This is a genomic window from Trichlorobacter sp., from assembly GCF_030247655.1.
Classification (GTDB): domain Bacteria; phylum Desulfobacterota; class Desulfuromonadia; order Geobacterales; family Pseudopelobacteraceae; genus Trichlorobacter.
Genome location: NZ_JAOTRZ010000002.1, coordinates 26,498 through 52,720, shown reverse-complemented (window position 1 = coordinate 52,720; position 26,223 = coordinate 26,498). Strand labels below are relative to the sequence as shown.

General features: G+C 52.5%; 22 protein-coding genes. 11 read left to right on the top strand and 11 right to left on the bottom strand.

Annotated elements, in window-relative coordinates:
• From OEL57_RS00255 to OEL57_RS00245, 3 genes are all read left to right on the top strand, one after another.
• Positions 1 to 812: PP2C family protein-serine/threonine phosphatase (locus OEL57_RS00255; protein ID WP_300735712.1), on the top strand; the 812-nt coding region annotated here is incomplete at its 5' end.
• 95 nt (positions 813 to 907) lie between these two features.
• Positions 908 to 1,792 (top strand): DUF362 domain-containing protein, encoded by an 885-nt coding sequence (locus OEL57_RS00250; RefSeq protein WP_300735711.1) that lies wholly within the window; start codon positions 908 to 910, stop codon positions 1,790 to 1,792.
• Positions 1,793 to 3,328: a 4Fe-4S dicluster domain-containing protein gene (locus OEL57_RS00245; RefSeq protein ID WP_300735710.1), complete on the top strand. Its 1,536-nt coding sequence runs from the start codon at positions 1,793 to 1,795 to the stop codon at positions 3,326 to 3,328.
• Here OEL57_RS00245 and OEL57_RS00240 read toward each other — a convergent pair.
• Entirely contained in the window at positions 3,308 to 4,216 is a 909-nt protein-coding gene (locus tag OEL57_RS00240; RefSeq protein WP_300735709.1) for a tRNA dihydrouridine synthase, read from the bottom strand. The two genes, OEL57_RS00245 and OEL57_RS00240, sit on opposite strands and share 21 nt — an antisense overlap.
• A gap of 227 nt (positions 4,217 to 4,443) precedes the next feature.
• Positions 4,444 to 4,935, bottom strand: a complete 492-nt coding sequence (locus OEL57_RS00235; protein WP_300735708.1) for an FKBP-type peptidyl-prolyl cis-trans isomerase — start codon at positions 4,933 to 4,935, stop codon at positions 4,444 to 4,446.
• A gap of 156 nt (positions 4,936 to 5,091) precedes the next feature.
• On the opposite strand from OEL57_RS00235, the gene ovoA reads away from it, so the two are divergent.
• Positions 5,092 to 7,200, top strand: coding sequence for a 5-histidylcysteine sulfoxide synthase (gene ovoA / locus OEL57_RS00230; protein WP_300735707.1), 2,109 nt, complete (start codon positions 5,092 to 5,094; stop codon positions 7,198 to 7,200).
• On the top strand, positions 7,200 to 8,357 hold the full coding sequence (locus OEL57_RS00225; RefSeq protein WP_300735706.1) for a MalY/PatB family protein: 1,158 nt from the start codon (positions 7,200 to 7,202) through the stop codon (positions 8,355 to 8,357). The genes ovoA and OEL57_RS00225 overlap by 1 nt, the downstream gene beginning before the upstream one ends.
• Here the strand turns inward: OEL57_RS00225 and OEL57_RS00220 are convergent.
• From OEL57_RS00220 to OEL57_RS00195, 6 genes are all read right to left on the bottom strand, one after another.
• Positions 8,329 to 10,485: a PAS domain-containing sensor histidine kinase gene (locus tag OEL57_RS00220; protein WP_300735705.1), complete on the bottom strand. Its 2,157-nt coding sequence runs from the start codon at positions 10,483 to 10,485 to the stop codon at positions 8,329 to 8,331. The genes OEL57_RS00225 and OEL57_RS00220 overlap by 29 nt on opposite strands.
• Positions 10,482 to 13,454 carry a chemotaxis protein CheB gene (locus OEL57_RS00215; protein ID WP_300735704.1) on the bottom strand — a complete coding sequence of 991 codons (2,973 nt, stop codon included), beginning with the start codon at positions 13,452 to 13,454 and terminating at the stop codon, positions 10,482 to 10,484. The genes OEL57_RS00220 and OEL57_RS00215 overlap by 4 nt, the downstream gene beginning before the upstream one ends.
• A gap of 39 nt (positions 13,455 to 13,493) precedes the next feature.
• Positions 13,494 to 15,950, bottom strand: a complete 2,457-nt coding sequence (locus tag OEL57_RS00210; protein WP_300735703.1) for a bifunctional diguanylate cyclase/phosphodiesterase — start codon at positions 15,948 to 15,950, stop codon at positions 13,494 to 13,496.
• Between the two features lie 632 nt (positions 15,951 to 16,582).
• Positions 16,583 to 17,275 (bottom strand): hypothetical protein, encoded by a 693-nt coding sequence (locus tag OEL57_RS00205; protein WP_300735702.1) that lies wholly within the window; start codon positions 17,273 to 17,275, stop codon positions 16,583 to 16,585.
• A 26-nt stretch (positions 17,276 to 17,301) separates the two neighbouring features.
• The gene (locus OEL57_RS00200) at positions 17,302 to 18,375 is read right to left on the bottom strand and encodes a type IV pilus twitching motility protein PilT (protein WP_300735701.1); all 1,074 of its coding nucleotides are present in this window, start codon (positions 18,373 to 18,375) and stop codon (positions 17,302 to 17,304) included.
• A gap of 13 nt (positions 18,376 to 18,388) precedes the next feature.
• Positions 18,389 to 19,600, bottom strand: a complete 1,212-nt coding sequence (locus tag OEL57_RS00195; RefSeq protein ID WP_300735700.1) for a DUF4388 domain-containing protein — start codon at positions 19,598 to 19,600, stop codon at positions 18,389 to 18,391.
• Between the two features lie 102 nt (positions 19,601 to 19,702).
• Here OEL57_RS00195 and OEL57_RS00190 point away from each other — a divergent pair, with 102 nt between their 5' ends.
• The 3 genes from OEL57_RS00190 to OEL57_RS00180 all read left to right on the top strand — a co-directional run bounded on the left by OEL57_RS00190 (position 19,703) and on the right by OEL57_RS00180 (position 21,336).
• Complete coding sequence (locus tag OEL57_RS00190; protein ID WP_307726375.1) at positions 19,703 to 20,029, top strand: DUF2288 domain-containing protein; 327 nt, start codon at positions 19,703 to 19,705, stop codon at positions 20,027 to 20,029.
• Between the two features lie 100 nt (positions 20,030 to 20,129).
• Complete coding sequence (locus tag OEL57_RS00185; RefSeq protein WP_300735699.1) at positions 20,130 to 20,699, top strand: hydrolase; 570 nt, start codon at positions 20,130 to 20,132, stop codon at positions 20,697 to 20,699.
• Positions 20,700 to 20,730: 31 nt separating this feature from the next.
• Positions 20,731 to 21,336 (top strand): carbonic anhydrase, encoded by a 606-nt coding sequence (locus OEL57_RS00180; RefSeq protein ID WP_300735698.1) that lies wholly within the window; start codon positions 20,731 to 20,733, stop codon positions 21,334 to 21,336.
• Positions 21,337 to 21,382: 46 nt separating this feature from the next.
• Here the strand turns inward: OEL57_RS00180 and OEL57_RS00175 are convergent, their stop codons facing one another.
• Entirely contained in the window at positions 21,383 to 21,664 is a 282-nt protein-coding gene (locus OEL57_RS00175) for a hypothetical protein (RefSeq protein WP_300735697.1), read from the bottom strand.
• Between the two features lie 78 nt (positions 21,665 to 21,742).
• Complete coding sequence (locus OEL57_RS00170) at positions 21,743 to 22,072, bottom strand: cupin domain-containing protein (RefSeq protein ID WP_300735696.1); 330 nt, start codon at positions 22,070 to 22,072, stop codon at positions 21,743 to 21,745.
• A 174-nt stretch (positions 22,073 to 22,246) separates the two neighbouring features.
• Between OEL57_RS00170 and tpx the strand changes: the two genes are divergently transcribed.
• The 3 genes from tpx to OEL57_RS00155 are packed head-to-tail and all read left to right on the top strand — an operon-like array spanning position 22,247 to position 25,381.
• Complete coding sequence (gene tpx, locus OEL57_RS00165) at positions 22,247 to 22,762, top strand: thiol peroxidase (protein ID WP_300735695.1); 516 nt, start codon at positions 22,247 to 22,249, stop codon at positions 22,760 to 22,762.
• Positions 22,763 to 22,814: 52 nt separating this feature from the next.
• Positions 22,815 to 23,630 (top strand): YihY/virulence factor BrkB family protein, encoded by an 816-nt coding sequence (locus OEL57_RS00160; RefSeq protein WP_300735694.1) that lies wholly within the window; start codon positions 22,815 to 22,817, stop codon positions 23,628 to 23,630.
• Between the two features lie 5 nt (positions 23,631 to 23,635).
• Complete coding sequence (locus OEL57_RS00155; RefSeq protein WP_300735693.1) at positions 23,636 to 25,381, top strand: PAS domain-containing hybrid sensor histidine kinase/response regulator; 1,746 nt, start codon at positions 23,636 to 23,638, stop codon at positions 25,379 to 25,381.
• Here the strand turns inward: OEL57_RS00155 and OEL57_RS00150 are convergent.
• On the bottom strand, positions 25,317 to 26,222 hold the full coding sequence (locus OEL57_RS00150) for a zinc dependent phospholipase C family protein (RefSeq protein ID WP_300735692.1): 906 nt from the start codon (positions 26,220 to 26,222) through the stop codon (positions 25,317 to 25,319). The genes OEL57_RS00155 and OEL57_RS00150 overlap by 65 nt on opposite strands.
• Between the last annotated feature and the right edge of the window lies 1 nt (position 26,223).

Sequence of the window (26,223 nt, the reverse complement as noted above, 5' to 3'; positions counted from 1 at the left end):
GCTTTTCTGGACGTTATGTATCAGCATCACTGCATGCAGAAACCATAGATACCGCCATGCACTCCAGCCATGCCACGCATCCCGGACTTGTCCGCCAGAATAATGAAGACTGTGTCAAGGCAGACGATACCTTGGGCATTTATCTGCTTGCTGACGGCATTGGCGGGCACAATGCCGGTGAAGTGGCAAGCGCCCTTGCTGTTGATACGGTCTATCGGGTGATCCGCTCGAACATTATGCACACGGCTGTTGATGATTATTTTGAGTTGATGGTGCATGCACTGCATGCCGCACACTGGGAGATTTTTACCAAAGCGCAGTCTGATCCTGCTATGGCGAAGATGGGCACAACACTGGTCGTTGCGGTGGTGCAGAACGGCAAAGCCTATATTGTTAATGCCGGTGATAGTCGCTGTTATCTGTTTCAGCGTGATTATTATCCCCAACCCGAACCGCTACTCGGCCATGGATGCCATAAATTTACTCGATTAACCCATGACCATACCGTTGGTGATCAGCTACTTACAAAGGGTGTTCCTTTGGGCGAAATCCCCCAAAGACAGTTTCATGCACTTACACGATCTCTTGGGTGTAGCAACCCTCCTGATCCGGATTTCAGTGTTATTGAAATCAGCCAGAAGGATATGCTCTTGATCTGCTCTGATGGACTGACTGATATGCTGACAGATGCGGAAATTGAAATGCTTCTTGCTGACAATACAGTCAGTTTGGATGTGGTGGCTGACAATCTTATCAATGCAGCCAATGCAAAAGGAGGCAGGGATAATATTTCGGTAATACTGATCAGCTGATTCCACTTCCTGGTATGATTTTCTCTGACGTGTAGTACACTCAACCAACAGTAACCAACAGTACACTGGAAATATTCCAACATATGGAGGTGCTTATGGATCGCCGTACTTTTATCAAGAGCGCAGGGGCGGCAACGCTACTTGCTCCGGTTTTGGTTCAAGAACTGCTGGCATCCTCCGACAATGCATTGGTGGCGGTGGCTGAAGGGACAGACTACCCGGCCATAACCCGCAAGGCGATTAATGCCGTGGGGGGGATGAAGCGGTATGTCAAAGCGGGCGATGTGGTTGTGGTCAAGCCGAACATGGGCTGGGACCGCTCGCCGGAGTTCGCCGCCAACAGCCACCCGCTGGTGGTGCGGGCCGTGGTGGAGGAATGTCTGGCAGCCGGCGCCAAAAAGGTCAAGGTCTTTGATCATACCTGCAATGATCCGCGGCGTTGCTATGTCAACAGCGGTATTGAAAAGGCGCTGAAGGGGCTTAAAGGGGTGGAGTGCAAACAGATTGAGCCGGAGCGGTTCAGGATGACCGTCTTGAAGGGGCAGTTCCTGAAGGAGTGGGAGCTGTACGATGAGGCGCTGGCTGCCAATGTCTTTATCAACCTGCCGGTGGCCAAGCACCACGGCCTGTCCAGGTTGACCCTGGGGCTGAAAAACATCATGGGGGTGATGGGGGGCAACCGCGGCTTTACCCATCGCAATCTGGCGGTGGCCCTGGCCGATGTGAACAGTCATCTGCGCAGCCACCTGACCATCATTGATGCCACCAGAATCCTGACCGCCCATGGTCCTCAGGGGGGCAACCTTGCTGACGTCAAGGTGCTGAACAAGGTGATTGCCTCAGCCGATATCGTGGCTGCCGATGCCTATGCCACCACCCTGTTCGGTCTGAAACCGGCTGATATTGCGGTGACGGTTGCAGCCCATAAGCGCGGTTTGGGGCAGATGAACCTGGACAGAATAAAGGTGGTTAAGGCCTGAGTGGTGAAATTGACCAGGGCCCGCATAAGCCAGCTACTGTTCCTGGCGCTGTTTCTGCTGCTGTTTCTGCAGACCGAGTATCGTGGCCATGACCAGATCAATGCCGCCGTTAACTCCTTCTTCCGGGCTGACCCGTTGGTGCTGTTCAGCTATCTGCTGGCAGCCAAGTCCTGGAGCTGGCTGTTGCTGCCGGCGGTTCTGATGACACTGGCCACCCTGCTGCTGGGGCGATTCTTTTGCGGCTGGATCTGCCCGCTGGGTACCCTGCTGGATCTGCTCAGCCCAAAACAACGCTCCACCAGGCAGATCCCCTGGCTGGCTGGCAACCTGAAATACTGGTTGTTGCTGCCGTTGTTGTCTGCTTCGCTGTTTAACCTGAATCTGGCCGGGCTGCTTGATCCGATCGCCATCCTGCTGCGGGGGCTGACCTTCTTTTTCTACCCCCTGCTGGGGCTGACCGCCCGTGAAGGCTGGGTACGCCTGTATGGGCTGATCGGTGAACAACGTGATACGCTGGCCCCTGCCTATGGCCTGCTGAAAAGCTACCTGCTGCCGTTCCGTGAGACCCTCTATCCCCTGGCCTTTGTCTCTGCCCTGCTGTTGATTCTAATCATCCTGCTGGAACGGCTGGAGACCCGGGCCTGGTGCCGTCATCTCTGCCCGCTGGGCACCCTGCTGGGCTGGCTGGGACGTTTTTCCCCCTTCAAACGGATTCCTCCGGGGCTGTGCGCCGATTGCGGCCAGTGCCGTGAACTCTGTCCCACCAGCTTTGATCAGGGAAGCTTGAACCGGGAGGAGTGTATCCTCTGTATGGAGTGCGAACAGGGTTGTCCCAACCAGCGGATCAGCTTCCGGCCGTCGTGGCCGCTGCAGCTGTCTGAACCGGTTCTGCCGCAGCGCAGGCTGCTGCTGGGGGGGCTGGCAGGGGGACTGCTGCTGGCGGTGCCGACCCGTTTCCGGGCGCCTGAAAAGGAGGCCGGTCTTTTGCGTCCGCCCGGGGTACGGAATGAAGACGATTTTCTGAAAAAATGTGTCCGCTGCGGCGAGTGTATGAAGGTCTGCCTTAAGAACGCCCTCTACCCGGCGGCCTGGCAAGCCGGGTTGAATGGGATCTATACCCCGCTGGTGATCCCCCGGCTGGGCTACTGTGAGTACAACTGCACCCTCTGCGGACAGGTCTGCCCAACCGGTGCCATTCCAAATCTGGCAGTTGAGGAGAAGAAACGGCAGGTGATCGGCAAGGCGGTCTTTGACAAGAACCACTGCCTGCCCTTTGCCCGCAGGATCGACTGTATTGTTTGTGAGGAGCATTGCCCGATACCGGACAAGGCGATCCGTTCTCGCGAGGTGCAGGTGTTGGGGCTTGATGGGGTGATGAAGACGGTCAAGGAACCGTATGTTGTGGAAGAGATCTGCAATGGCTGCGGCATCTGCGAAAACGTCTGCCCAGTGGAGACCCAGGCAGGAATCAAGGTGCATGTTGTCAAGAACCGGGCGCCGATTACGGAGCCAACATCAGGGCAACTGGGCTACTAAGCTTGAAAACAGCTGGATCGTGCGGGCTTTTTTAAGCCCCTTGATCTGTTTTGTAAAATCAGGATCATCCATGGTTGCAAACACCGTCTTTACCTTGCCCAGAATCTGCTGTTCACCGCAAAATATCCCTTGATAACGTTCCAGCAATCCGGTCAGGTAGTGGCGCAGCATGGCCGCCCGTTCAACCTGGCTAGGCTGATGCGTAACTCCAGATCGAATCCGCTGAAACAATAGCGGGTCAGCAATGGCTCCCCGCCCCAACATCAGGCCTGCTGCCTTTGTCTGTTCCAACAGCCGCAATCCGCCTTCTGCTGTACGCACATCACCGTTGGCAATTATCGGCAGGCTTGTTTCCTGTACTACCCGGGTTGTGATACTGTGGTCGGCCAGGCCTTCATACTCCTGCAGCACGGTGCGGGGATGCAGCACCAGAAAATCCACCCTGGCAGATTCAAAAAGTGGCAAGAGAGAGAATATCTGCTGCAGATTGTCGTAACCGGCTCGTAGTTTGACGGAGAAACTGCCTTGAATCACTGTGCGCAGAGCCGGGATCAGTTCCTGCAACAATTCCGGCTGTTGCAGCATGCCGCCACCGGTCAGTCCGGTGGTCATGCGACCAAAGGGACAGCCCAGATTCAGGTTGATATGGGCAGCGCCGTTCGTTTGGGCAATTTGCGCCGCAGCAACCAGAGCATCGGTGCCGTGGCCGATCAACTGCACCACCAGCGGGATAGTCTCTTCTGTCGGTGCAATTTCCCCCAGATCTGAGGCAGACAATCGCTTGCTGGTTTCACCAGGGGCCACCCGCATGAACTCGGTAAAGAGGGTGTCCGGTTTAACCCATTGGGCAAACAGGTGACGCAGACCGCGGTTGGTCAAACCCTGCATCGGGGCCAGCATTAAGGGCGTTGTATCAGGAAACCAGGGAAGTTTGTGTTGAGTTGACGGGAAGGACATAGTTGATGTTATAAAATGAGAATGTAAGTCTTAAAACTTTAACGCAGAGAAAGAAGAAAGTTGCAGAGACGCAGAGAAAACAAAGCAACTGGATACCAACAGAATCCATGTTTTTTGCTGCTCTCTGCGCCTCTGCTTCTCTGCGTTAAGATTTTGAATTACAGGATCTCTACCAGCTCAACCTCATAGGTCAGGTCTTCGCCAGCCAGGGGGTGGTTGGCATCAAAGGTGACGGAGGTATCGCCAATCTCCACTACGGTTACTTCCAGCTCTTCGCCGTCTTCACCGGTCAGTACCAGGTCATCGCCTACTTCCGGGGTCAGATCTTCCGGCAACAGCTCTTTTTCAATGGTGAATACTGCTTCCGTGTCATACTCGCCAAACGCCTCTGCAGCAGGGATCTGAACGGTCTTGGTTTCGCCGGGAGCCATGCCGATCAGGGCTTCCTCTACCATCGGGAAGAAATCTTCTTCGCCAATGGTCAACTCCATCGGGCCATGCTCGCAGCCGCAGTCATCACCGCATTCAGATCCGCAATCATCATCAGTACAGCAGTCTTCAGCCTCAAGGGTTGTCTCTATGATGCTGCCGTCTTCCAGTTTGCCGGTAAAGTTAATCCGTACCTTGTCGCCTTTTTTTGCCTGTGCCATTGTTGTAGCCTTTCATCTGTTGTTGGTGCTTAAGTAGGGCGTATGGTACGGGGAACCGTTGCCAGCGTCCAGTAAAATTATTGTAACAGTACGGTGTAGTCGGCAAAGTTGCGCTATACTGGCTTGCATGAGCACCGCAAATGGAAAGGGGATATCATGGGACTGAAAGATAGACGTACCGTTATATTGGATAGTGGTGACCCTGAACAGAAACGGCAGGAGATCCGTGATTACTTTCACGCTACCTTTACTGTTGATGAAAAGCTGTATGAAACCCTTCGTTGTGATGAAACCTATTATCTGCGGCCTGATCGGCTGCGCCATCCCCTGATCTTTTACTACGGCCATACCGCTACCTTCTTTATCAACAAGTTGATTATTGCCAAGGTGATTGAACAGCGGATCAACCCGGCTTTTGAGTCGATGTTTGCGGTGGGGGTGGACGAGATGTCCTGGGATGATTTGAATCAGGCCCACTATGATTGGCCAACGGTGCAGGAGGTCAAGGCATACCGGGATCAGGTCCGTGCGCTGCTGGATCAGTTGATTTGTACCATGCCGTTGACGCTGCCCATTACCTGGGAATCACCCTGGTGGGCCATCATGATGGGGATCGAGCATGAGCGGATCCACCTGGAAACGTCGTCGGTTCTGATCCGGCAACTGGCGCTTGATCAGGTACAGCAACTGCCTTTCTGGGATATCTGCCCAGAGACGGGTGAACCTCCGCAGAATCAATTGTTGCCGGTTTCCGGTGGCATGGTGCAACTGGGTAAATCTAAAGATCATCCGCTCTACGGCTGGGATAATGAGTATGGCACCCACAAGGGGGAAGTGGTTGACTTCAAAGCGGCACAGTATCTGGTTTCAAACCGTGAATTTCTGGCCTTTGTTGAGGCTGGCTGCTATGGGGATCACCAGTGGTGGAGCGAAGAAGGCTGGAACTGGCGCCAGTTTAAGCAGGCAGACTATCCCCTGTTCTGGATCAAGGTGGAGGGTGGCTGGAAGCTGCGTACCATGGGCAGTCAGATCCCGATGCCATGGAACTGGCCGGTGGAGGTGAACTATCTGGAGGCCAAGGCGTTCTGTAACTGGAAGGCCGCACAGACCGGGAAGCCGGTCCGGCTACCCACTGAGGACGAATGGCACCGCTTGCATGATCTCTGCAAGCTGCCTGATCAACCTGATTGGGATCAGGCGCCGGGCAATATCAATCTGGCCTGCTGGGCTTCCTCCTGCCCGGTGGATCGTTTTCAGGCCGGAGATTTTTTTGATCTGATCGGTAATGTCTGGCAATGGACCGAAACGCCGATCTACCCATTTCACGGTTTTGCAATACATCCCTGGTACGATGATTTCTCTACCCCCACCTTTGATACCCGTCACAACCTGATCAAAGGCGGCTCCTGGATTTCAACCGGCAACGAGGCTACCCGCGATGCACGCTATGCCTTCCGGCGGCATTTTTTCCAGCATGCCGGGTTCCGCTATGTTGAAAGCAGTGCCCCGGTGGTGATCCACGATGATCAGTATGAACGTGATTCTCTGGCTGTCCAATATTGCAATGCCCACTATGGGCCGGAACAGTTTGGGGTGCCTAATTTTCAGCAACAGTGTGCCAGAATCTGTCTTGAGCTGATGCAGGGGCGCAGGCTGGGCCATGCCCTTGATCTGGGCTGTGCCGTGGGGCGGGCCAGCTTTGAACTGGCCAGGGGCGGTTTTCAGCAGGTAACCGGTCTGGATTTTTCCACCCGTTTTTTCAGACTGGCTGCCAGGATGCAGGAAGAAGGGAATCTACGTTATGCCTTTCCTGAAGAAGGTGAGATCGTATCATTCCATGAGGTGACCCTGGCTGAGTTTGGGCTTGAGCAGACCAGGCAGCGGGTACAGTTTTACCAGGCCGATGCCTGTAATCTACCAGAGAAATTTAGCGGTTATGATCTGGTGCTGGCAGCTAACCTGATTGACCGGCTCTACTCGCCACGCCGCTTTTTGTCGACGATCCATGAGCGGATTAATCCAGGCGGTCTACTGGTGATTACATCTCCCTACAGCTGGTCGGAAGAGTTTGCCAAAAAGGAGGAGTGGCTGGGGGGCTATCGCGATGCTGGTGAGCCGGTCCGGGGTATTGACGGTTTGAAGGCGGTTCTGTCTCCTCGTTTCAGGCAGGTGGGGGAGCCACAGAATCTGCCGTTTGTGATCCGTGAGACCCAACGCAAGTTTCAACATACCATTACTGAACTAACCATCTGGGAGCTGTTGTGATGTTTGATTTTGATACCATTATTGATCGCCATGCTACCAACAGTGAAAAGTGGGATCGCTATGCCGGGCAGGATATTATTCCGCTTTGGGTGGCGGATATGGATTTTCGTTCACCACCGGCAGTGTTGGAGGCGTTGCACCAGCGGGTTGAGCATGGCGTTTTTGGCTATAGTAGCCCACCTCAAGAGCTGCTTGATGTCGTACTGGCAATGCTCCAGCGGGAGTACCGCTGGGAGGTGCAACCGGAGTGGCTGGTCTGGTTGCCGGGGCTGGTCTGCGGCCTGAATGTTGCCTGCAGGGCCGTGGGGACTCCAGGTGATGCCGTTGCTACGTTTACACCGGTATATCCTCCTTTTCTGACGGCACCAGGACTTGCCGGACGAGAGCTGATCAGTGTGCCGCTGGTTGAACAACAGGGCCGCTGGGAAATGGATCTGGAGGCGCTGGAACAGGCTATTACGCCCCGCACCAGGCTGCTGATGCTCTGCAGCCCCCATAATCCGGTTGGCAGAGTTTGGAGCCGGGATGAACAGCTGGCGCTGGCTGCTCTGGCTGAACGCCATAATCTGATAGTCTGTTCAGACGAGATCCATGCCGGGCTGGTGCTGGAGAGTGCTACGCCGCATGTTCCCTTTGCCATCCTTGCGCCGGAACTGGCCCAGCGTACCATAACCTTGCTGGCACCCAGCAAGACCTGGAATATCCCCGGTCTGGGCTGCTCCTTTGCTGTTATTCCTGACAAGCAGCTGCGGCAGTCTTTCCGGGGTGTCATGGCCGGGATTGTGCCCCATGTGAATCTGCTGGGCTACACAGCTACCCTGGCTGCCTATCGTGATGGAGACCCGTGGCGCCAGGCCCTGCTTGGGTATCTGCGGCAGAATCGGGATCTGGTGCTGGAAGCAATTCAGGTAATGCCCGGCCTGAAAACCTGGCCGGTGGAGGCGACCTATCTGTCCTGGATTGATGCACGTGGGCTGGGTGTGGCTGATCCGGCCAGATTTTTTGAACAGGCCGGGGTCGGGTTGTCGGATGGTGTGCCGTTTGGGGCACCGGGGTTTGTCAGGCTTAATTTCGGTTGTCCCCGGAGCCTGCTGCAACAGGCTCTGGAACGGATGAAAACCGTTTGCGTCAGGAAGCGCGGCTTAGCCAAAGATTGATTTTATCGGCAAGTTCGGTGCAGTTGATCGGTTTAGCCAGATAGTCATTCATACCAGCCTGGATACACTTTTCCTTGTCTCCGTACATGGCCCGTGCGGTTATGGCGATAATGGGAATGTCAGGTTTTTTTGTGCCGGTCCCCGATGCTCTGATTTTTGTCGTGGTCAGGTAACCGTCAAGTACCGGCATACTGCAGTCCATCAGTACCAGATCAATATCGTCTGTTTTCAATAACTCCAGGGCTTTTAGTCCATCTACTGCAGTTTTTGTCCGGTAGCCAAGCTTGTCCAGCATAAGCTCCAGTACTTTAAGGTTTACCTCGTTGTCTTCAACCACAAGAATAGAGTAGTCAGCTGGATTATGTCCGTTGTCGGGCGTTATCAGGGGTGATGGGAGCGGGAAACAGTCTGTGTTTACAGCCAGTTCCAGCGGAAGTCTGACAAAAAAGGTGGAGCCGCTGTCTTCAACACTTTCAACGCTGATAGTCCCGCCCATCAGTTCTACGAGTTGTTTCGAGATGGCTAATCCTAAACCAGTGCCGCCGAATCTGCGGGTAGTTGAGCTGTCTACCTGACTGAAAGGAATAAAGAGTTTGTGCAGGCTGGTATGGGGGATGCCGACGCCGGTATCGTTAACGCTGAAGCAGAGAGTCAGGCGATTGTCAGTAGCCGGTCCTGGCAACACCGTTATGCTGATACTGCCCTGTTGGGTAAACTTGACGGCATTACTCAGCAGGTTAAGTAAAATCTGGTTCAACCTGCCAGCATCACCCCGGAATAAATCAGGTAGTTCTGGTTCAACACGATTGAAAACAATCAAACCTTTGGCCTGTGCCTGGGGGCGTACCAGGCGCAGTACCTGATCAATTGTTGCGCGAAGTGAGAAGGGTTCATGTTCCAGTTCTATCTTGTCAGCTTCTATTTTTGCCAAGTCAAGAATGTCGCCAATGATCTTGACTAAATTTTGTCCACTTTGTTTAATTGCTGCTACAAAATCCTGTTGTTCTTCAGAAAGTTCAGACATCGAAAGCAGTTCTGCCATGCCGATGACGCCGTTCATGGGCGTGCGTAGTTCGTGGCTCATATTTGCTAAAAATTCGCTTTTTGCTCGATTGGCCTGTTCTGCCACATCCTTTGCCTGTTTCAACGTCAACTGCAGATCCTTCAGATCCGTAATATCCTGCACAGCACCCACGATACCGGCTAATTGACCGTCAACATCATTGAACGTAGCCTTGTTAAAAACAACGGTTCTAAATGTTCCATCAGCAGCCTTGACTTTCCATTCATAGGATTGGCTGCCTGGATGATCAAGCAACTCTTTATCCTGCTCATCGTACTGAATCGCAATCTCAGGTGGAGAAATATCAAAGACGGTCTTGCCGATCAGTTGCGACTCCGTAAGACCGGTAAACGCTTTAAAAGAATCATTGCACCCCAGGTAACGACACTGGGTGTCTTTATAAAAAAGCGGAATTGGTATGGTTTCAAGTAGTGTAGAGACAAAAAGATCGTGGTTTTTCAACGTTTGTTCAGTCTTGATCCGGATCAGTGCTTCTATTCTCTGCTCGGAGATATCCTGAACAATCACTAGCAGACTGGCTTCCCTGTCGTCAGTCTGTTCTGCTGAATTGGCTTCAAGGCTGGCAGTAATCCGTCCATGGAAGCCATTTGACTCTGCCCGTGCAGGGAAATGCAGGTCAATAAATTTGTCTGCCGGATGATTGAAAAAAGAACGGAATCTTCCCAGGAAGATATCGCGATCAGTCCTTTCCAGCAGGTCTGCCAAAGGCTTACCAGCCAATTTCTCGCATGTTTTGCCCACCATATGGCCAAAGGTCTGATTGCAACGTTCAATAATGCCAATCCGGTTGAGGGTCAAATAGCCAACCGGGGCCTGATGGTAGAGCCGGGCAAGCTCATCCCTTGATTTTTCTATTAACTGCTGGGCGCGCAGGAGTTCATCATTCTGCAGCTCAAGCTCTATCTGGTGTACTGAGAGGTCGTGTACCAATGTTTTGACCTCGTCCGGTGTCAGGTTGCAAACTGCCTGAGGAGTTGCGCTGATGAGCGCCTCTGCCCGTTTTCGTAACTGCATAAAATCAAAGGATTCGTTTCGGGAGGTCATGTTGGGGCTCCAGAGCGTGCTGCGTGCATCATACAGTTGGGTTGGTCAAACGGGCAGGTCTTGTCGGAAATATCCAGACAGGCGCCGATGTAGCCGGCAAAGCTACCGTCCTGTTTGAAGCGGGGGCGTCCTTCGTCAAGCAGCAAACGGTAGACACCGTCATGGCGCCGCAGACGGTATTCCATTGAAAACGGTTTCATCTGATCAAAGGACTCCGTATAGATTTTCAGGCAACGATCAAAATCATCAGGGTGGACTCCGGCAGCCCAGCCGTTACCCAGTTCCTGTTCCATGGATCGTCCGGTGAAGGCCAGCCAGGGGTCGTTAAACCATATACAGCCTTTGCTGGTGTCTGCCAGCCAGACCAGGGCCGGGGATGAATGGACCACGTCGGAAAAAAGCTGCTGCATTTCGCAGGCGCTTTCCTGAGCCAGTTTGAGCTGGTTAATGTCAACAAAAGAGACCACCGTACCGGAAAAGGTTTTGGGGCCGATGGCGTAGGGAACTATCCGCATCAGGCGCCAGCGGCCATCCTGGGTCTGCACTTCAAGTTCCTGGGGCCTTGAGGTGATCTGAACATCTCTGATCAAGGTAATCGGATCGCAATTAAGAAGGTGGTGGGTAATATGGGTGATCGGACGACCAATATCGCTATCAAGCAGCTTGAAGATATCACAAACCCGCTTTGAGAAGCGGCGTACCTCCATATTTTCGTCAAGCAGAAGGTTGCCAATCTGGGTTGCCGAGAGCAGGTTGTCAAGATCGTTGTGCAGTTCAGTCAGTTCAATGATTTTGCTCTGATATTCTGCATTGACCGTAAAAAGTTCTTCATTGGTGGATTGCAGCTCTTCGTTGGTGGATTGCAGCTCTTCATTGCTGGCCAACAGCTCTTCATTGGTGGCCTGCAGTTCTTCATTGGATGTTTCCAGTTCTTCAATGGTAGCCTGCAGGTTTTCACGGGTAAACTGCAGCTCGTGCTCCAGATCCCGCATTCTATCTTCTGCCTCTTTTGAGAGGTCATAGGTCTGTACCGGCTGACCGGCGTCACTGGTATCACTTTTTCTGGTCTCGGTAATAAATACTGCAACCAGCTGGTCTTGCTCCTTTTTAGCCGGCAGCAACTTAATTCGCATGTCAATCAGACGACTTCCATCAGGTTGGCTAACCCGGATATTGGAAAAGCGCAGCTCCTGATGCTGACGGAACACCTTCTGAATGCCGGTTGCCAGAGGGATTGCCAGCTCCTTGACCGCCATTTTCGAAATGTCGTTGACCACCTTACCAGAAGGGAGCTTGAGATACCCGACCGCATCACCAAAGATGTGTTGCACCTCAAGCTGTTCGTTAACCACCAGGGCCAGGGGGATGTAATCAGTGCTGGCAGCCTCTATGAAACGCTCCATGACCCGCTCTTCTTCCGTTGCCCGCACAGACCGGCGTGCAATGGCAAACTGGCCCTTCATCTCATGGAAGCGGGTGTCGGAGACACTGGGTAGATGGGTGTCGGAAAGCGGCTTCATCCTGCCCTTGGAACGGAATATCTTCAGCTTCTGGTCAACTACATCAAAATAGGAGGACATTTCGCCGGTTGACTCGCTACTGCCCAGGAAGAGCGCACCGTTAGCGGCCAGTGAAAAGTTAAAGAACTCGAACACCTTGCGTTGCAGGATGGGCTGAAAATAGATCAGCACGTTACGACAACTGATCAGATCAATATTGGTAAAGGGGGGGTCCTTGATCAGGTTGTGCTGGGCAAAGACCACCATTTCGCGGATGGTGCGGGCGATCTGGAAGTTGTCGTCCCGTTTGTGGAAATACTTCGACAAAATGCGGGGAGAAAGATCAGCGGCAATGCTCTCTGGATAACTGCCTGCAGCGGCAAAATGGATCGCATCCCGATCAATATCGGTGGCGAAAATCTTGATATCATGGGAACTCCCCAGCTTTTCAAGGCATTCGCGGGCCAGAATGGCTAACGAATAGGCCTCTTCACCGGTTGAACAGGCAGCAACCCAGAAACGAATCTCGCGGCTGGTGGCGGTACGGAACAGATCCGGTAAAATATTGGTGGCCAGAAAGTCAAACGCTTCCTGATCGCGGAAAAAGCTGGTAACCCCGATTAAAAGTTCACGGTACAGCGTTGTCAATTCCGAGGGGTTGCTCAGGATGTAGTTGACGTAGTCCTTGATATCTTCAACCTGGTTGATGGACATCCGTCGCTCAATCCGGCGAACCACGGTGCTGGGTTTGTAGTAGGTAAAATCAACCTTGCAGCGCTCCCGCAACAGTGCAAAAATCCTTATCATCCCGTCTTCGTTGCTAAGCAGGCTTTCAGAACGTTCTGACTTGGTTACATAGGGATGTTTGATAAACGCCTGCAGTTGCCGGGGCATCTGGTCCGGTGGCAACACAAAGTCGGCCAGGCCGGTGGAAATGGCTGAACGGGGCATGCCGTCAAACTTGGCTGATTCTTCGGACTGCACCATGACCATGCCGCCGTTTTCCTTGACGGCCCGAACTCCGCGCATGCCGTCGCTGCCGGTACCGGACAGGATGATCGCCACAGCCCGCTCTGCCTGGTCATCGGCCAGAGATCGCAAGAACAGGTCAATCGGCAGGTTGATCCCACGGCTATGGTCCTGGTCGGACAACAACAACTTGCCGTGAAAGATGGTCAGATTCTTTTTTGGGGGGATCAGGTAGACATGGTTGGGAAGTACCTCCATGGCATCTTCAGCACGGTGTACCGACATGGCGGTCTTTTTAGAGAGCAGTTCCACCATCAGACTTTTGTAGTCAGGGGAAAGGTGTTGCACCACAATAAAAGCCATGCCGCTATCCGGCGGCATGTTGGTAAAGAAACTCTCGATCGCTTCCAGGCCACCGGCAGAGGCACCGATACCAACATAGTGAATTGTGGAGGAAGCAGAAACAGGTGCAAGCGGCGGTGCAGGAGTCTTCTTTTTCATTGGTTTCCTCGTGTTCAATGCATAGCAAGTAATCAGTTTTTAACAATTACTCATTTTTTCCTGCAAAACCAAGCATAATTCTTCAGCCGGCATCGGTCTGCCGGAGAGAAAACCTTGATACAGGTCACAGGGCAGCTGGCGCAACAGCTCAAGTTGTTCCTTGATTTCAACGCCTTCAGCCAGCACCTTGAAACCCAGGGTATGGCCCATGGCTACGATGGTAGCAGCAACTTCCTGATCGGTCCGGTTATCCAGAATACCGGTAATAAAGCTGCGATCTATCTTCAAAAGTTGCACAGGAAACTGTTTGATTCGAGAAAGTGATGAGTAACCGGTGCCAAAATCATCCACTGCAAGTCTGACGCCCAGGCTACTGATCCGATTCAGGATCAACTCTGCTATTTTTTCGTGCTGCATCAGAGTTGATTCAGTGACCTCAATCTCAAGCAGTTCGGCGGGAAATCCGGTCTCCAGCAGAGTGTCAGCAACAAACCGCTCCATACCAGGCTGACGTAACTGCTGGGGTGATATATTCACTGCCAGCCGTAGTGGCGGCAACCCCTGAGAGAGCCAAAGACTCCCCAGCTGACAGGTTTCACGCAGCACCCATTCCCCAAGTCCGGCAATCAAACCGGTCTCCTCAGCCAACGGAATAAACTGCTCTGGCTGCATCATGCCATACTCGGGGTGGAGCCAACGAACCAGTGCCTCGGCCCCCACAATCCTGCCGGTTTGCAGATCAAACTGGGGCTGAAAATGGATCAACAGCTCTTTCTGCTCCAGCGCCTTACGCAGAGATGCCTCCAGCTTGATCCGTTCCCGTGCTTCACGGGTCAACTCTTCGTTGAAAAACCGGAAACGGCTGCGGCCATCAGCCTTGGCACGATACAGGGCTGCATCAGCCTGCTGCAGCAGTTCTTGTTCTGTGCTGCCGTGCTCAGGGTAAAGGGCGATACCGATACTGATACCCACCGAGACTTCACCAGCAGTGGCAAGCTGAAACGGTTCATGTACCAGCGCAAGCAGATCATTTGCCACCCATGCAGCATCCTGCGGTTCATGAAGATCCTCAAGAACCACCGTAAACTCATCTCCACCAAGCCGACTGGTGCTATCAGCCCCCCGCAGCCGTCCGGTGATCCGTTTTGACACCTGTACCAGCAGTTCATCTCCGGCAGCATGGCCATAACTATCGTTTACATCCTTGAATCGGTCAAGGTCCAGAAGTAACAGGGCCACCAGCGTACCCTGCCGGGCAGCTCTTTCCAATGCTTTTGACAGATGGCTGGAAAACATCGATCGGTTGTTTAGGCCGGTCAACGGGTCATGACGGGCGAGATAGCTTAGTTGTTCTCTGGCCAGCTCCTGTTCACGGTCCATTTCAGCTACATCAAGGGAGTGACCAATGTTGCGGCTTATCTCTTCCAATAGCCTGATTTCTGCTTCATCAAAGAAATTCCGTTCCTTTGCATAGAGCACAAAACAGCCTGTATGACCTTTTCTGGCCCTGATCGGCAAGACTGCAACCGACTGAAATCCACAGGCCACCACAGAACTTTGCCAGGGGATGATGTCCGGTTCTGTAAGCAGATTATTGTTGATAAAGGTTTTATCATCCTGAAACAAGGTGCCGTAGTTGTTGATTCCCAAACAGTCCAGTTGTTCAAGTACCATCCCACAGCTTGCCAACGGAGTTATTTCTCCTGTTTTCTCTACGGATCCTATCCATGCAGTGCCAATTCCACCTTCCAGCACGGCTATATCACAGACCTCCCTGAACAGTTCCTGTTGTTGCGGGCGCTGTACAATCAGCTGATTTATCCGGGAAAGCAGCAGATAAAGGCGACTGAGTTTTCGTGTCTCAATCAAGAGTTGAGTCTGTCGATTACAGGTACCTTCCGCCTCCAGTCGTGCCTGTTCCAGTGCATGACGGGTGCGGCAAATCTCGCTGATGTCTGAGACTATGACTAAAAGTGTTGGCTGAACTGCGTCGGTGGTTACGCAATGCAGGTCGCGACGGGCAGTCAGGCTGGTAACCAGGGACTTTCCGTGAGGCAGGATGAAATGAAGTTCGATATTTTTACCTGTTGGATTTTTAAACAGAGCATTGAAGCGGGCATAGAAAATGTCCCGGTCTTCAGCTGTTAATAGTGTTGCCAGTGGTTTGTTAACCAGCATATTCTGATCCGAGTGGATCATTTCGATGAAGGTCTGATTATGATGCAGGATAATTCCCTGCTCGTTCAATCTAAGATATCCAACCGGTGCCTGCTCATACAAGCGTGCGTACTGCTGTCTGACCTCCTCAAGCTGCTGATTAGCAAGTAGTAAATCTTCATTCTGCATCTCAAGCTCAGCCTGAAAGACCGCCAGTTCATGCAACAGCCCAACAAGATCGGCCTGTTCCGGCGTCCTGAATCGCCCCGGGTCGGTTGCCAAAAGCTGTTCGGCCCGCTGGCGCAGCAGCTGATATTTTCCAGTACGGATATTATTCATGGGGGAGCCTTGTTTGTCAGGTACGTGGCTATTTGCATACAATAAAGACCTTATTTGTGTCTAGCTGAATATTGATAAACAAAACTATCAAATGTGTTCACGTTGCTGGCCGTAGCACCAACACCTTGGTAATGGACGGCAGGGCCAGGAGGCGGTCATATACGAGGAGCGTTCCATTGAGTGGCAGTCAAAGTTTAGCAGAAAATAAGTCCTCTGCAATATGCCTGATATGTTTCTGTTGCGTTTTGTGTATAGCATCATCTTGAGGAGTGAAAACGTGAAAGGCCCGCGATGGTTCGCGGGCCTCTAATGCTTTTGCATTCCCTGTTTCACGGGAGTTCCGATAGGTTATGTCCCACCGGACAGATGTTGTGGATCAGTATGTCTGTTGGTTACATCTTGGATGCAGATCACCTTTCCTGCTCGTCGTTCTGGTGCCTTCTGCTCTTCCGGTTAGCGCTACCGTTAAGTACAGTATCGACATAAACAGAATAATTTTCCAGTCTGTTTTTTTATTTTTTATGGGCGTATAGTTTAAAAATTGCCTTGATTTAGCGCTGCACAAAAAACACAGGGGGTGTCCAATCGGACGCCCCCTGTTCTGTGGTTTCTGCTCTGCCAGTTAAATAGTGTCAGCGGACTGGTACACGCATGTTACGCAGGCTGACCTTGTAGTTGCCAGAGACGGTGACATAGCCTTTGTACATGTCTGACATGTCGGTGATGCGAGCCATAAACCAGCTGCTACCGCGTGCACGGTCTTTCCGTTCCGGTGCGTCATAAATGCTGTTGCGATGGTTGCCTTCAAAGATTATGACGTTAAGTCCCAGGCGGAGTTCGCTCTGGTGGGCAATTCTGGTCTGCCAATAGTGGCTGGTCCAGTAATTTTTGCCATCTTTAACCTTCATAAACTCTGCTTCACCCTTGGTATTGCCACCTGGAGCATTAACCATCTTGGCCAGCTCTACATAAATCCAGGTACGTCCTTCCAGCCCGTGGCGTTGGATGAAGTAGTCGTCACCCTGGATAAAGTGGCTGTCATCTCCCATGACAGGTGGCGGTGTTGGTTGTGGCGGTGGTGCCTCATAGCGCGGAGGTGGTGGTGGGGGCGGTGGTGTCACCACAAACTTTTCCACGTCTGGGCGAGGCGCTGGCTTGGGGGGCGGTATCTGTTTTTTGATTTTTACTGGTGGCGGCTTCGGTGTTTCGCCCAGATCATAGACCTGGGGCTGCAGTAGCTCTTCTACATCACCATCGGCGCTACAGACAGGAACCGTGGCCAAGCTGGCACAGAGTGCCAAGGCGAGCAGTTTGACAAATTTCATAGCGAATCCTCCTTGTAATGGCGTTACTATTCTCCGGTAAAGGTCAGTTTGCGCTCCAGGTCCATGGAACGGGTGATCCGCTTGGCCTGATCAAAGGTGATCAGCTCCTGTTGACAAAGCTGGACCAGATGCTGATCAAGGGACTGCATATGATATTGGGTGCGGCCGTTTTCAATATGTTTCTCGATTTCATCAAAACGTCCCTCACGGATACAGGCCTGAATGGTGGTGGTAGTGCGCATGATTTCCACCACAGGCAGCACCTTTTCACCGGTCTTGTCGTTGATCAGTCGCAGGGAGATGGTGGCAACCAGAATATCAGCCAGGCGTTGGCGAATTACCTCCTGTGAGTCGGGGGGGAAGTGTCCCACCAGACGGTTGACAGTTGAAGCGGCACTCTGGGTGTGCAGGGTTGAAAAAACCAGATGGCCGGTTTCTGCTGCCTTGATACAGGAATCAATGGTTTCCAGATCTCTCATTTCGCCAACCATGATCACATCCGGGTCCATCCGCAGGGCGGCCTTCAGGGCTGCACTGAAGCTGCCGGTATCAATCCCTACCTCCCGCTGGATGATACAGCTTTTGTCTGAGGCGAACAGGAACTCGATCGGATCTTCAATAGTTATAATGTTGAAATTGTCAGTCTGGTTGATATGTTGGAGCATGGATGCAAGGGTGGTGGATTTCCCGTTGCCGGTAGGACCGGTAACCAGAACCAGTCCGTTGGGGGCCTGACAAATTTCCCCCAGAATAGGCGGCAGGTTTAATTCATTGAACGCAGCAATGTAGGGTGGGATTACGCGCATCACGATGCCAACACTGCAGCGTTGGCGGAAGATGCTGACCCGAAAGCGGCCACCATTGGGCAGCGCGTAGGCTGCATCAAGCTCTCGCAGATCTGCCGGCAGCTTGCGGTTACTCTGGGCAAGTACTGTCTGGGCGATAAATTCAGTGTCTTGTGAAGTGAGTGAGGGTAGTTTTGAGCGGATCAGCTGGCCGTGCGCCCTGAAGAAGGGTGGATTATCCACCTCAAAGTGCAGGTCAGAAACCCGTTTTTCAAAAGCGATTCCCAGAATCTGGTTGAGCAAGTTCATATCCATTTTTGATTCCTTATCAGCCGGTTTTTGTGGCTCGATGTTTGCGCAGTAGAGCACTTTCAATGGCCATTCCGGCATGTTCGGCGCAACCCTCCAGTTGTACCGTGTTGATTTCGGCTACAGGTTGAGCCCCGAAATCCGCATAAATAAGAGCAATTACCTTTTTCCCCATTTTTAGAGGTAGCAGTAGTAATGTAGGGTCGGCTGGAGCACCGATCACCGGGTACAGCTGTTCTTTCAAAGCCTGATCTTCAGATTTACCGTAAAACAAGAGCCCTTTGTCAAGAATAAAACGGAACAGTGTGCCGATGTTGAGTGGGATTTTAAATCCCATGACCGGTCCCGGCCCCTCTTCACGGGGGGTGGTCATACCGATTCCCCGCTCGGCCACAAGTTCTGTGTCCCATACCACCAGGGTAAGTGCCCGTGGGAAAAGGGCCGCAACGGTCTCCAGGAGTATCCGGGCGGTTTCGGGCAGAGTGGTTACCTGTTTCAGGCTTGCGCTGGTGTCTTTCAGAACAGCATTGAATTTTGATTGTAGTAAATCTGAGGTGGGTTGGTCTTTTAATGCCTCGTGAAAGGCAGGTGGCTTGCGTTTTACTGCGTCAAGGTCACCAAGCCCAAGATCATCTGCAGACAAGAGGGTGCTACTGTCTAACTGTTCATGACTAGAAATGGTATTCGGCTCTTCTTCCATCTGCAGCAGCCCGTCACGCATCTTTTCATCAAAGATCCGCAGTGCATCCATCAGGACATGCTCAGTTGGCAGAGTGAATTCCTGATCAAGGTTGTCGGGGAAGTAGCGAAACTCATCGCAGACCAGTATTTCATCAACCTGCAGGGCAAAATTTCCTTTTTTCCAGGTCAATATCTCAACAATTGCCAGTTCGATCAGTGTTTCGAGGCCGCGGTAGGCTGCATCACGGTCAGCAAGCCCGTTTTCCAGCAGTGTGGCCACCAGCGGTTTTCGATTATCACCGGTCTGTGTCTGGATATCCAGGGCCTTTTGCAGGGTTTCGCTATCAATTACCCCTGCTTCTAGCAAAATGGTGCCGATCAGGGCACCCTTTGAATAGTGGCTTGCCCCTACAATGTAGCCATCATTAAAGGCAATCGTGATATCGCCCTTGCGCCCTTCCACCTTTAAGGTTCCGGTTTTACGGGTAGAATGCAGTAACTGGATCACATCAACTATGGAGAGGTGTTCCAGATCACCTGAAAAGGCCATGGGTGGCTCCTTGAAAAAAGGTTTGTCTTTACATTTAAGCAGAAAACAGCGATGATTCAAGTGTCAATCGCGTTTTAGCCGCAATTTTAACAAAAGGGGGAGATGAATATGCCGGATGATGCCATGCAGGGGTTGGCAGAACAGGTTGATACAGCCCAGTGGCAGTGGTTGCGGGCTCATAATGAACGGGGGGCGCTGATACTTGTTGAGGGGATGCTGGAGCTGGTTGAGGTGGGCGAGCGGCTTGTTGCTGATGATAGCACTGCAGTGCAATCCTGGCTGGCCTCGCAACTGCTATCAAAACCAACAGCCGAACAGATTGCCATCTGGAATGCCGAGCCAGATAAGCTGTTCTCTATGCTGGTGGTGAGTCCATTTGTATTGATTCAGGAGCAGCTGGCTGCGGAGAATGGTGCTGCAGCATCGTAATAGAACAATAGTTCCTGCCTTTGATTGTTGACTGATAGCTATCTCTTGCGCTGTATGTTGAATGCCTCTATAATCTGGTTATAAAAAGTGGGGGGTAATTATGGCAACTATTCGGCAAGGTTATTTTTTAAGTGCAGAAGACTCTGTACTTGTGGTGATTGATGTACAGGGACGACTCTGTAAGGCTATGGATGAGCACGTGCTGGCAGGGTTGGTTGCAAATGCGGGGATACTGCTTGATTCTGCAGCAGAACTACAGGTGCCGGTTGTAATTACAGAGCAATATGTCAAAGGATTGGGCGAGACTCTGGCTGAGTTGCAGGAAAAAGCTGCTGCTGCACCTCGTCTGGAAAAGATGACCTTCAGCTGTTGCGGTAGTAGTGAATTTGTTGAAGCGATTAGAGCGACAGGGAAAAGGCAGATAGTTATTACCGGCATGGAGACCCATGTCTGTGTACTCCAGACCGTAATTGAGCTGCTTGATGCCGGTTATGTGGTGCATCTGGTGCAGGACGCTGTCATGAGTCGTTCCGAACAGAACAAGCAGGCAGCCATAGGGATGATGCAGCAGGCCGGGGCGGTGATTACCTGTACCGAATCGGTGCTGTTCCAGTGGTTGAAGGCTGCCGGTACCGATTCGTTTAAAAAACTATCCAAGCTTGTGAAGTGATCTCCATGCCCGTCCCACGGGAGGGATAACCATGATTACCACGCTGCTGGAAGGCAATAAACGCTTTGTTTCCGATGTCTTTGACCGGGAAAAGGATTATTTTGCCGAGCTGTCCAAGCACCAGCGGCCAACGGTCCTCTGGATCGGATGCTCCGATTCCCGCGTGCCGGTCAATACCATTACCCAGACCAGGCCGGGAGAGGTCTTTGTCCATCGTAATGTGGGTAATATTGTTGCTACTAACGACTGGAATCTTTCCGCAGTGCTGGAGTTTACCATCAATCATCTGAAAATTCCTGATGTGGTGGTCTGCGGACATTATAACTGCGGGGGCATCAATGCCCTGGTCAATGAAAGCCCGGATGACCGCTATATCCCGATCTGGTTGAACAATGCCTACAAAGCGCTGGAACGGGTGGATGAGAAGCTGCGAACACTGCGGCTGCAGGTCTCCGATGACCAGCGACGCCGCCTGATTGAAGAGGAAAACGTCCGGCTGCAGTTGGAGCATCTGCTGGAGTATCCCTTTGTGCGTCGGGCCATGCTGGATGGCAAGCTTTCAGTGCACGGCTGGATGTATGACATGGATACCGGTGAGATAAAGGTGATGCAGAAGAACGATATGATCTGTCGCTAATGGCGCTGCGGCCCGGTCTGATGACCGGGCCGCTTCAGAAATAGAGCTATTGCTTGTTTTTCCAGACATACCAGTTTGGCGCTACCCAGACCCAGTAGCCGGCCTTGCCCTGCTGACCGCACCAGGCGCCGCCACCCCAGTAGCCGTAGTCTTTGAAGTTGCCGTAACTGTTGCCATCCTTGGGGCAGTTCATTACCTGCACAAGTTCGGAGTACTTGCCGCTTGCCGAGGCAGCATCCGGAATTTCATCGGCAAAGACCGGATTGCTGCAGAGCAGGAGCGCAACACTGAAAAAAGCTGCAATGAGGGGAAAACGGAACGATACCATAGGATACCTCCTTGAAGTACGATGCCAGCCTGATAAACGTAGTAGCAGGTGATTGGCGTTTGTCAAGGGGCCTCCACATCAGGCCCTGATCATCACCAGCAACATCTTGAATGGAACTTCTGCCTTGAGTGAGTGAGGTAGATTGGCCGGCATGATGATCATTTCTCCTGCCTGCACCTGCTGCACAGTGCCGTCTATGGTAACGGCAGCGGTGCCGTCAATGATCTGCACCACTGCATCAAATGGTGCAGTGTGCTCAGATAGTCCTTGTCCGGCATCAAAGGCAAAGAGGGTAAGCGTCCCTATTTTTTTGTCAATCAGGGTCTTGCTTACCACTGATCCGCTCTGATAGCTTATCTGCTCATTCATGTTGAAGGCGGTGCCTGATATGGCGGTACTTGTGGCCATGGTCGTTTCCTTTCCCGTGTGCAGTTATTGCTTGTTGCTACCTTACGGCTGTTTGTTGTAAAAAACATTGATGCCGGTCAAAAAGATCGTAGTAATCTGATTGTCACTTGACAATCAGGTAGCCAATCGTATGCTTGACAGCATCAAAAGTACTACTAAAAAAGGGAGAATGACATGAACGAGCGCAGCGGCAAAATTACCTTTAAAGGCAATCCGATGACCTTGCTGGGGCCGGAACTGAAGGTTGGTGACAAGGCACCGGACTTTTTAGTGGTTGATACCACCCTTGCCCCGATCAGTCTGCACAGCCATGATGGTAAGATCAGAGTGATCAGTGCTGTTCCTTCGCTTGATACCCCGGTCTGCGATACCGAGACCCGCCGTTTTAACCAGGAAGCAGCAGCTCTACCTGAAAACGTCGTGGTGTTGACCATCAGCCTTGATCTGCCCTTTGCCCAGAAACGCTGGTGCGGCGCAGCCGGCATTGATCGGGTGATTACCCTGTCCGACTACCGTGAGCGTTCTTTCGGGCTCAATTACGGGGTGTTGATCAAGGAGTTACTGCTGCTTTCCCGCTGTATTTTTGTTGTGGATGCCCAGGGGATCATTCGCTATATCCAGCAGGTACCGGAAGTAACCAGTGAACCTGATTATGCAGCTGTGCTGGATGCGGTAAAGCAGATACTTTAGGGTGACGGTGTTTCCTGTTTTTATGCAGAGGGGTTTCAGGATAGTCCATACAATGTGGCAGCGCTTTGGCAGCCATCGGGGAATGTTGCGGGCCTCTGCCCTTTCATTTGACACGACCCTGGCGTTTGTGCCGGTACTGGCACTGATCTTTGTGCTGTTGCAGAAGATTGGCGTGCAGGAGTTACTTGAACCGTTCATACTGCAGCAGCTGACCGGTAATTCAAGTGCCATCGCAACGAAAGTCCATGAGTATGTCTGCAATACAAGGGTCGCAGGCCTTGGCTCGTTCAGCATCCTGCTGCTGGTTTTTACCCTGCTGTTTTTGCTGGAGAGCATTCGGGAGGCGTTTAACGCAATCTGGGGCGTTACTGAACATCGTAGTCTGCTGAGCCGTTGTCTGGACTATCTGCTTATCCTTGCGGCAGTACCGCTGTTGCTAACCACGGCAATTGGTATCACCTCCCTGCTCCAGAGCCAATGGCTGGTACAGTGGCTGATTAACAATACCAGTGTCGGCGAAGGAGTGCTGTTTTTCTTCAGGCTAACCCCTTTTTTCTGCAGTTCTCTGATGTTGGTTCTGGTGTACCTGCTGCTGCCTGCCGTAAAGGTCAGATTTGCCTCGGCGATGATGGGAGGGGTTGTCGCCGGGGCCTGTTGGCAGCTTGCCCACTGGCTTTACTTCCGTTTTCAATTTGGCGTTACACGTTACAATGCCATTTACGGAGCCCTTTCCCTGATGCCGTTTCTGCTGATTTGGATCTACACCAGCTGGCTGGTTGTGCTGCTGGGGTTCGAGCTGGTTCGTTACCATCAGCAGGGTTGTTTGGGGGGGGATGAAGCTATTCCTGCAGGGATGGGAGACCCATGAATGGTATGCGTCGTATAGAACTCTGTGTATTGGTGTTGCTGATACTCCCCTGTCTTTGCTGGGCACAGCAGCAAGCCTTGTACGGGACTGCTGTTGGGGCAGGTACTGGCTATGCCTGGCTGTGGTGGGTGCTTGGTGCTGCTGTGCTGGTGACTCTGTTCTTGCTGGTCTGGAACCGGGGGCTGCGCGGAGTCGTTGCCCGTAGAACTTCAGAACTGCGGGCGAATGAAGAGCGGTTTCGTACCCTGATAGATCTGGCTGCCGATGCTATTCTGCAAGCGGACCTGGCGGGTAGGCTCATCGGTGCCAACCGTCAGGCGGAAACGTTGACCGGGTACCTGCAGACAGAGCTGCTTGGTATGAATATAGCGCAGCTGTTCAGCGAAGAGGTTCGTAAGCAGGTCCCCTTTCGCTACGACCTGCTTAAACAGGGGCAGACTGTTATGTATGAACGGCTGCTGCTACGCAAGGATGGCACTCAGGTCCCGGTTGAGATGAACAGTAAGATGATGCCGGATAGTACGTATCAGGCATTCATACGGGATTTTTCTGAACGCAAAAGGATAGAGCAGGAGTTGGTACAGGCCCGTCACGCCGCAGAAAGTGCCAACGAGGCTAAAAGCCTTTTTCTGGCGAATATGAGCCATGAAATCAGGACACCGCTCAATGCCATTATCGGCATTAACTCACTGCTGGTGGAGCGGCTGGAGGCTGGAGAACTGAAGGAGCTGGCAAAAGATTCCATGGCTGCGGCCAACAATTTGCTGGATATTATCAGCGATGTGCTTGATATCTCCAGGATAGAGTCCGGCAAGCTTGAAATTGTTTCGGTTCCCTTTGAACCACGCATGCTGGTTAATCAGCTTGATCGGATGTTCGGGGCGATCATACGGGAAAAAGGGCTGCGTTTTGAGGTTTCATTGGCTACAAGCCTGTCCGGATTGCTGGTTTCTGACCCGGCCCGTATTCAGCAAATCGGAGTCAATCTGCTCTCAAATGCCCTTAAGTTTACGGAGCAGGGGATAATCAGGTTACGGCTGTCCGGTACAGCTATAGATGACAGCACGGTGCAGCTGGAATTGATGGTCAGTGATTCTGGAAAGGGTATCCAGTCAGAGAATCTGGAACGGGTGTTTACTCCTTTTGTGCAGGAGGACCTTTCCACCACACGCAAATTTGGCGGAACCGGACTGGGGTTGTCCATCTCCCGCCACCTGGCAGAGATGTTGGGTGGCACTATCTCGGTTGAAAGCCGACTTGGTGAAGGGAGCAGTTTTAGCTGTCTGATTCCCTGTCAGATCAGCAAAAGAGAAACTGTAGAGCATGCTGATACAGTGGAGGACGAAGCAAAGTCAATTTGTCGCCGTATGCGGATTCTGGTGGCGGAAGACTCCGTGGTGAACTGTAAAATGATGGAGGCTATCCTGCGGATGGAGGGGCATCGGGTCCGTTTTGCCGATACCGGCCTCAAGGCGGTTAAAGCGTGGCGACAGGAATCCTTTGATCTGATTTTGATGGATATCCAGATGCCGGAAATGGACGGTATGCAGGCTACGTCAATCATCAGGGCTGATGAGGCGGAAAAAGGTGGGCATATCCCGATCATTGCCCTGACCGCCTATGCCATGAGTGGCGATAAACAGCGCTTCCTGGATGCTGGTATGGATGCTTACCTGCCCAAACCGATCACGACGGAGCAGTTGCGGCGGCTATTGTGGGAGTATGGGCGGGAAGAGCTGCCAGCCCGGTAATAAGATTCTCTCCGGGATGGGTTCTGAAACTCCGAATGAGGCCCTGCTCATCAACCCTGCGGAGTAATTCGGTGATCCTGTTACATGCGTCAACCAGCAGTCCGTCTAGCGTATCGCCACGTTCCTGGCCGGTTACTGCGTGCCGCCATTGATCAGGCCAGGCTTTTGAACGTCCCCGTTGCCAGTTGAAGGGGTAGAACAGCTTCTGAAACGAGCGCAGCCAGTAGTTTGGCACAAGTCCCAGTACCCATGCCAGCAGTTGCCAGGGTGGTGTGCCGTACATCCCCTGAATCTGTCCATGCAGTTGCAGTGCATGCTGCAGTACCTCATCGGGTAGCCTTCCTTCCGGATCAAAAACCCCGCGCAGCACCATGAACGCCTGCTCACTGACTTCTCCGGCCAGTACTTCATTAAGCCGCAAAACCGGTGGTCGCTTGCCTTCAGAGAGCAGGTACAGATCAAGTTCTGTCTCAAGCTGGTAATGTCGGCCGATATGATCACCAGCCAATGCACAGATGTAGGGGTGGAAGACAATATCTGCCTCGATGTGACTGGCCACCCCCAGAAGGCAGGCAATAACGCCCGGGGTAAGGGAGGTTTTTTCTGCAAATGTCAGCAAGGGGATGAAGCTGTTGCCTGGTGGTTGATGGAACTCTTGGGATAGCTGCAGGGCAGTAGCACTCCAGCGGCCCACAACCAGATGGAGCAGGGTGTCGGGAAGGATTGCCCCCACCAGATACGCTGCCTGCTGGTCTTCCAGCAACAGCCGGGTGCTATGGTCAAGGGGAAGCTGTCGCACTGCTTCTGCTGCCAGCCACCAGTGGGTCAGTTCCTTCGGCATG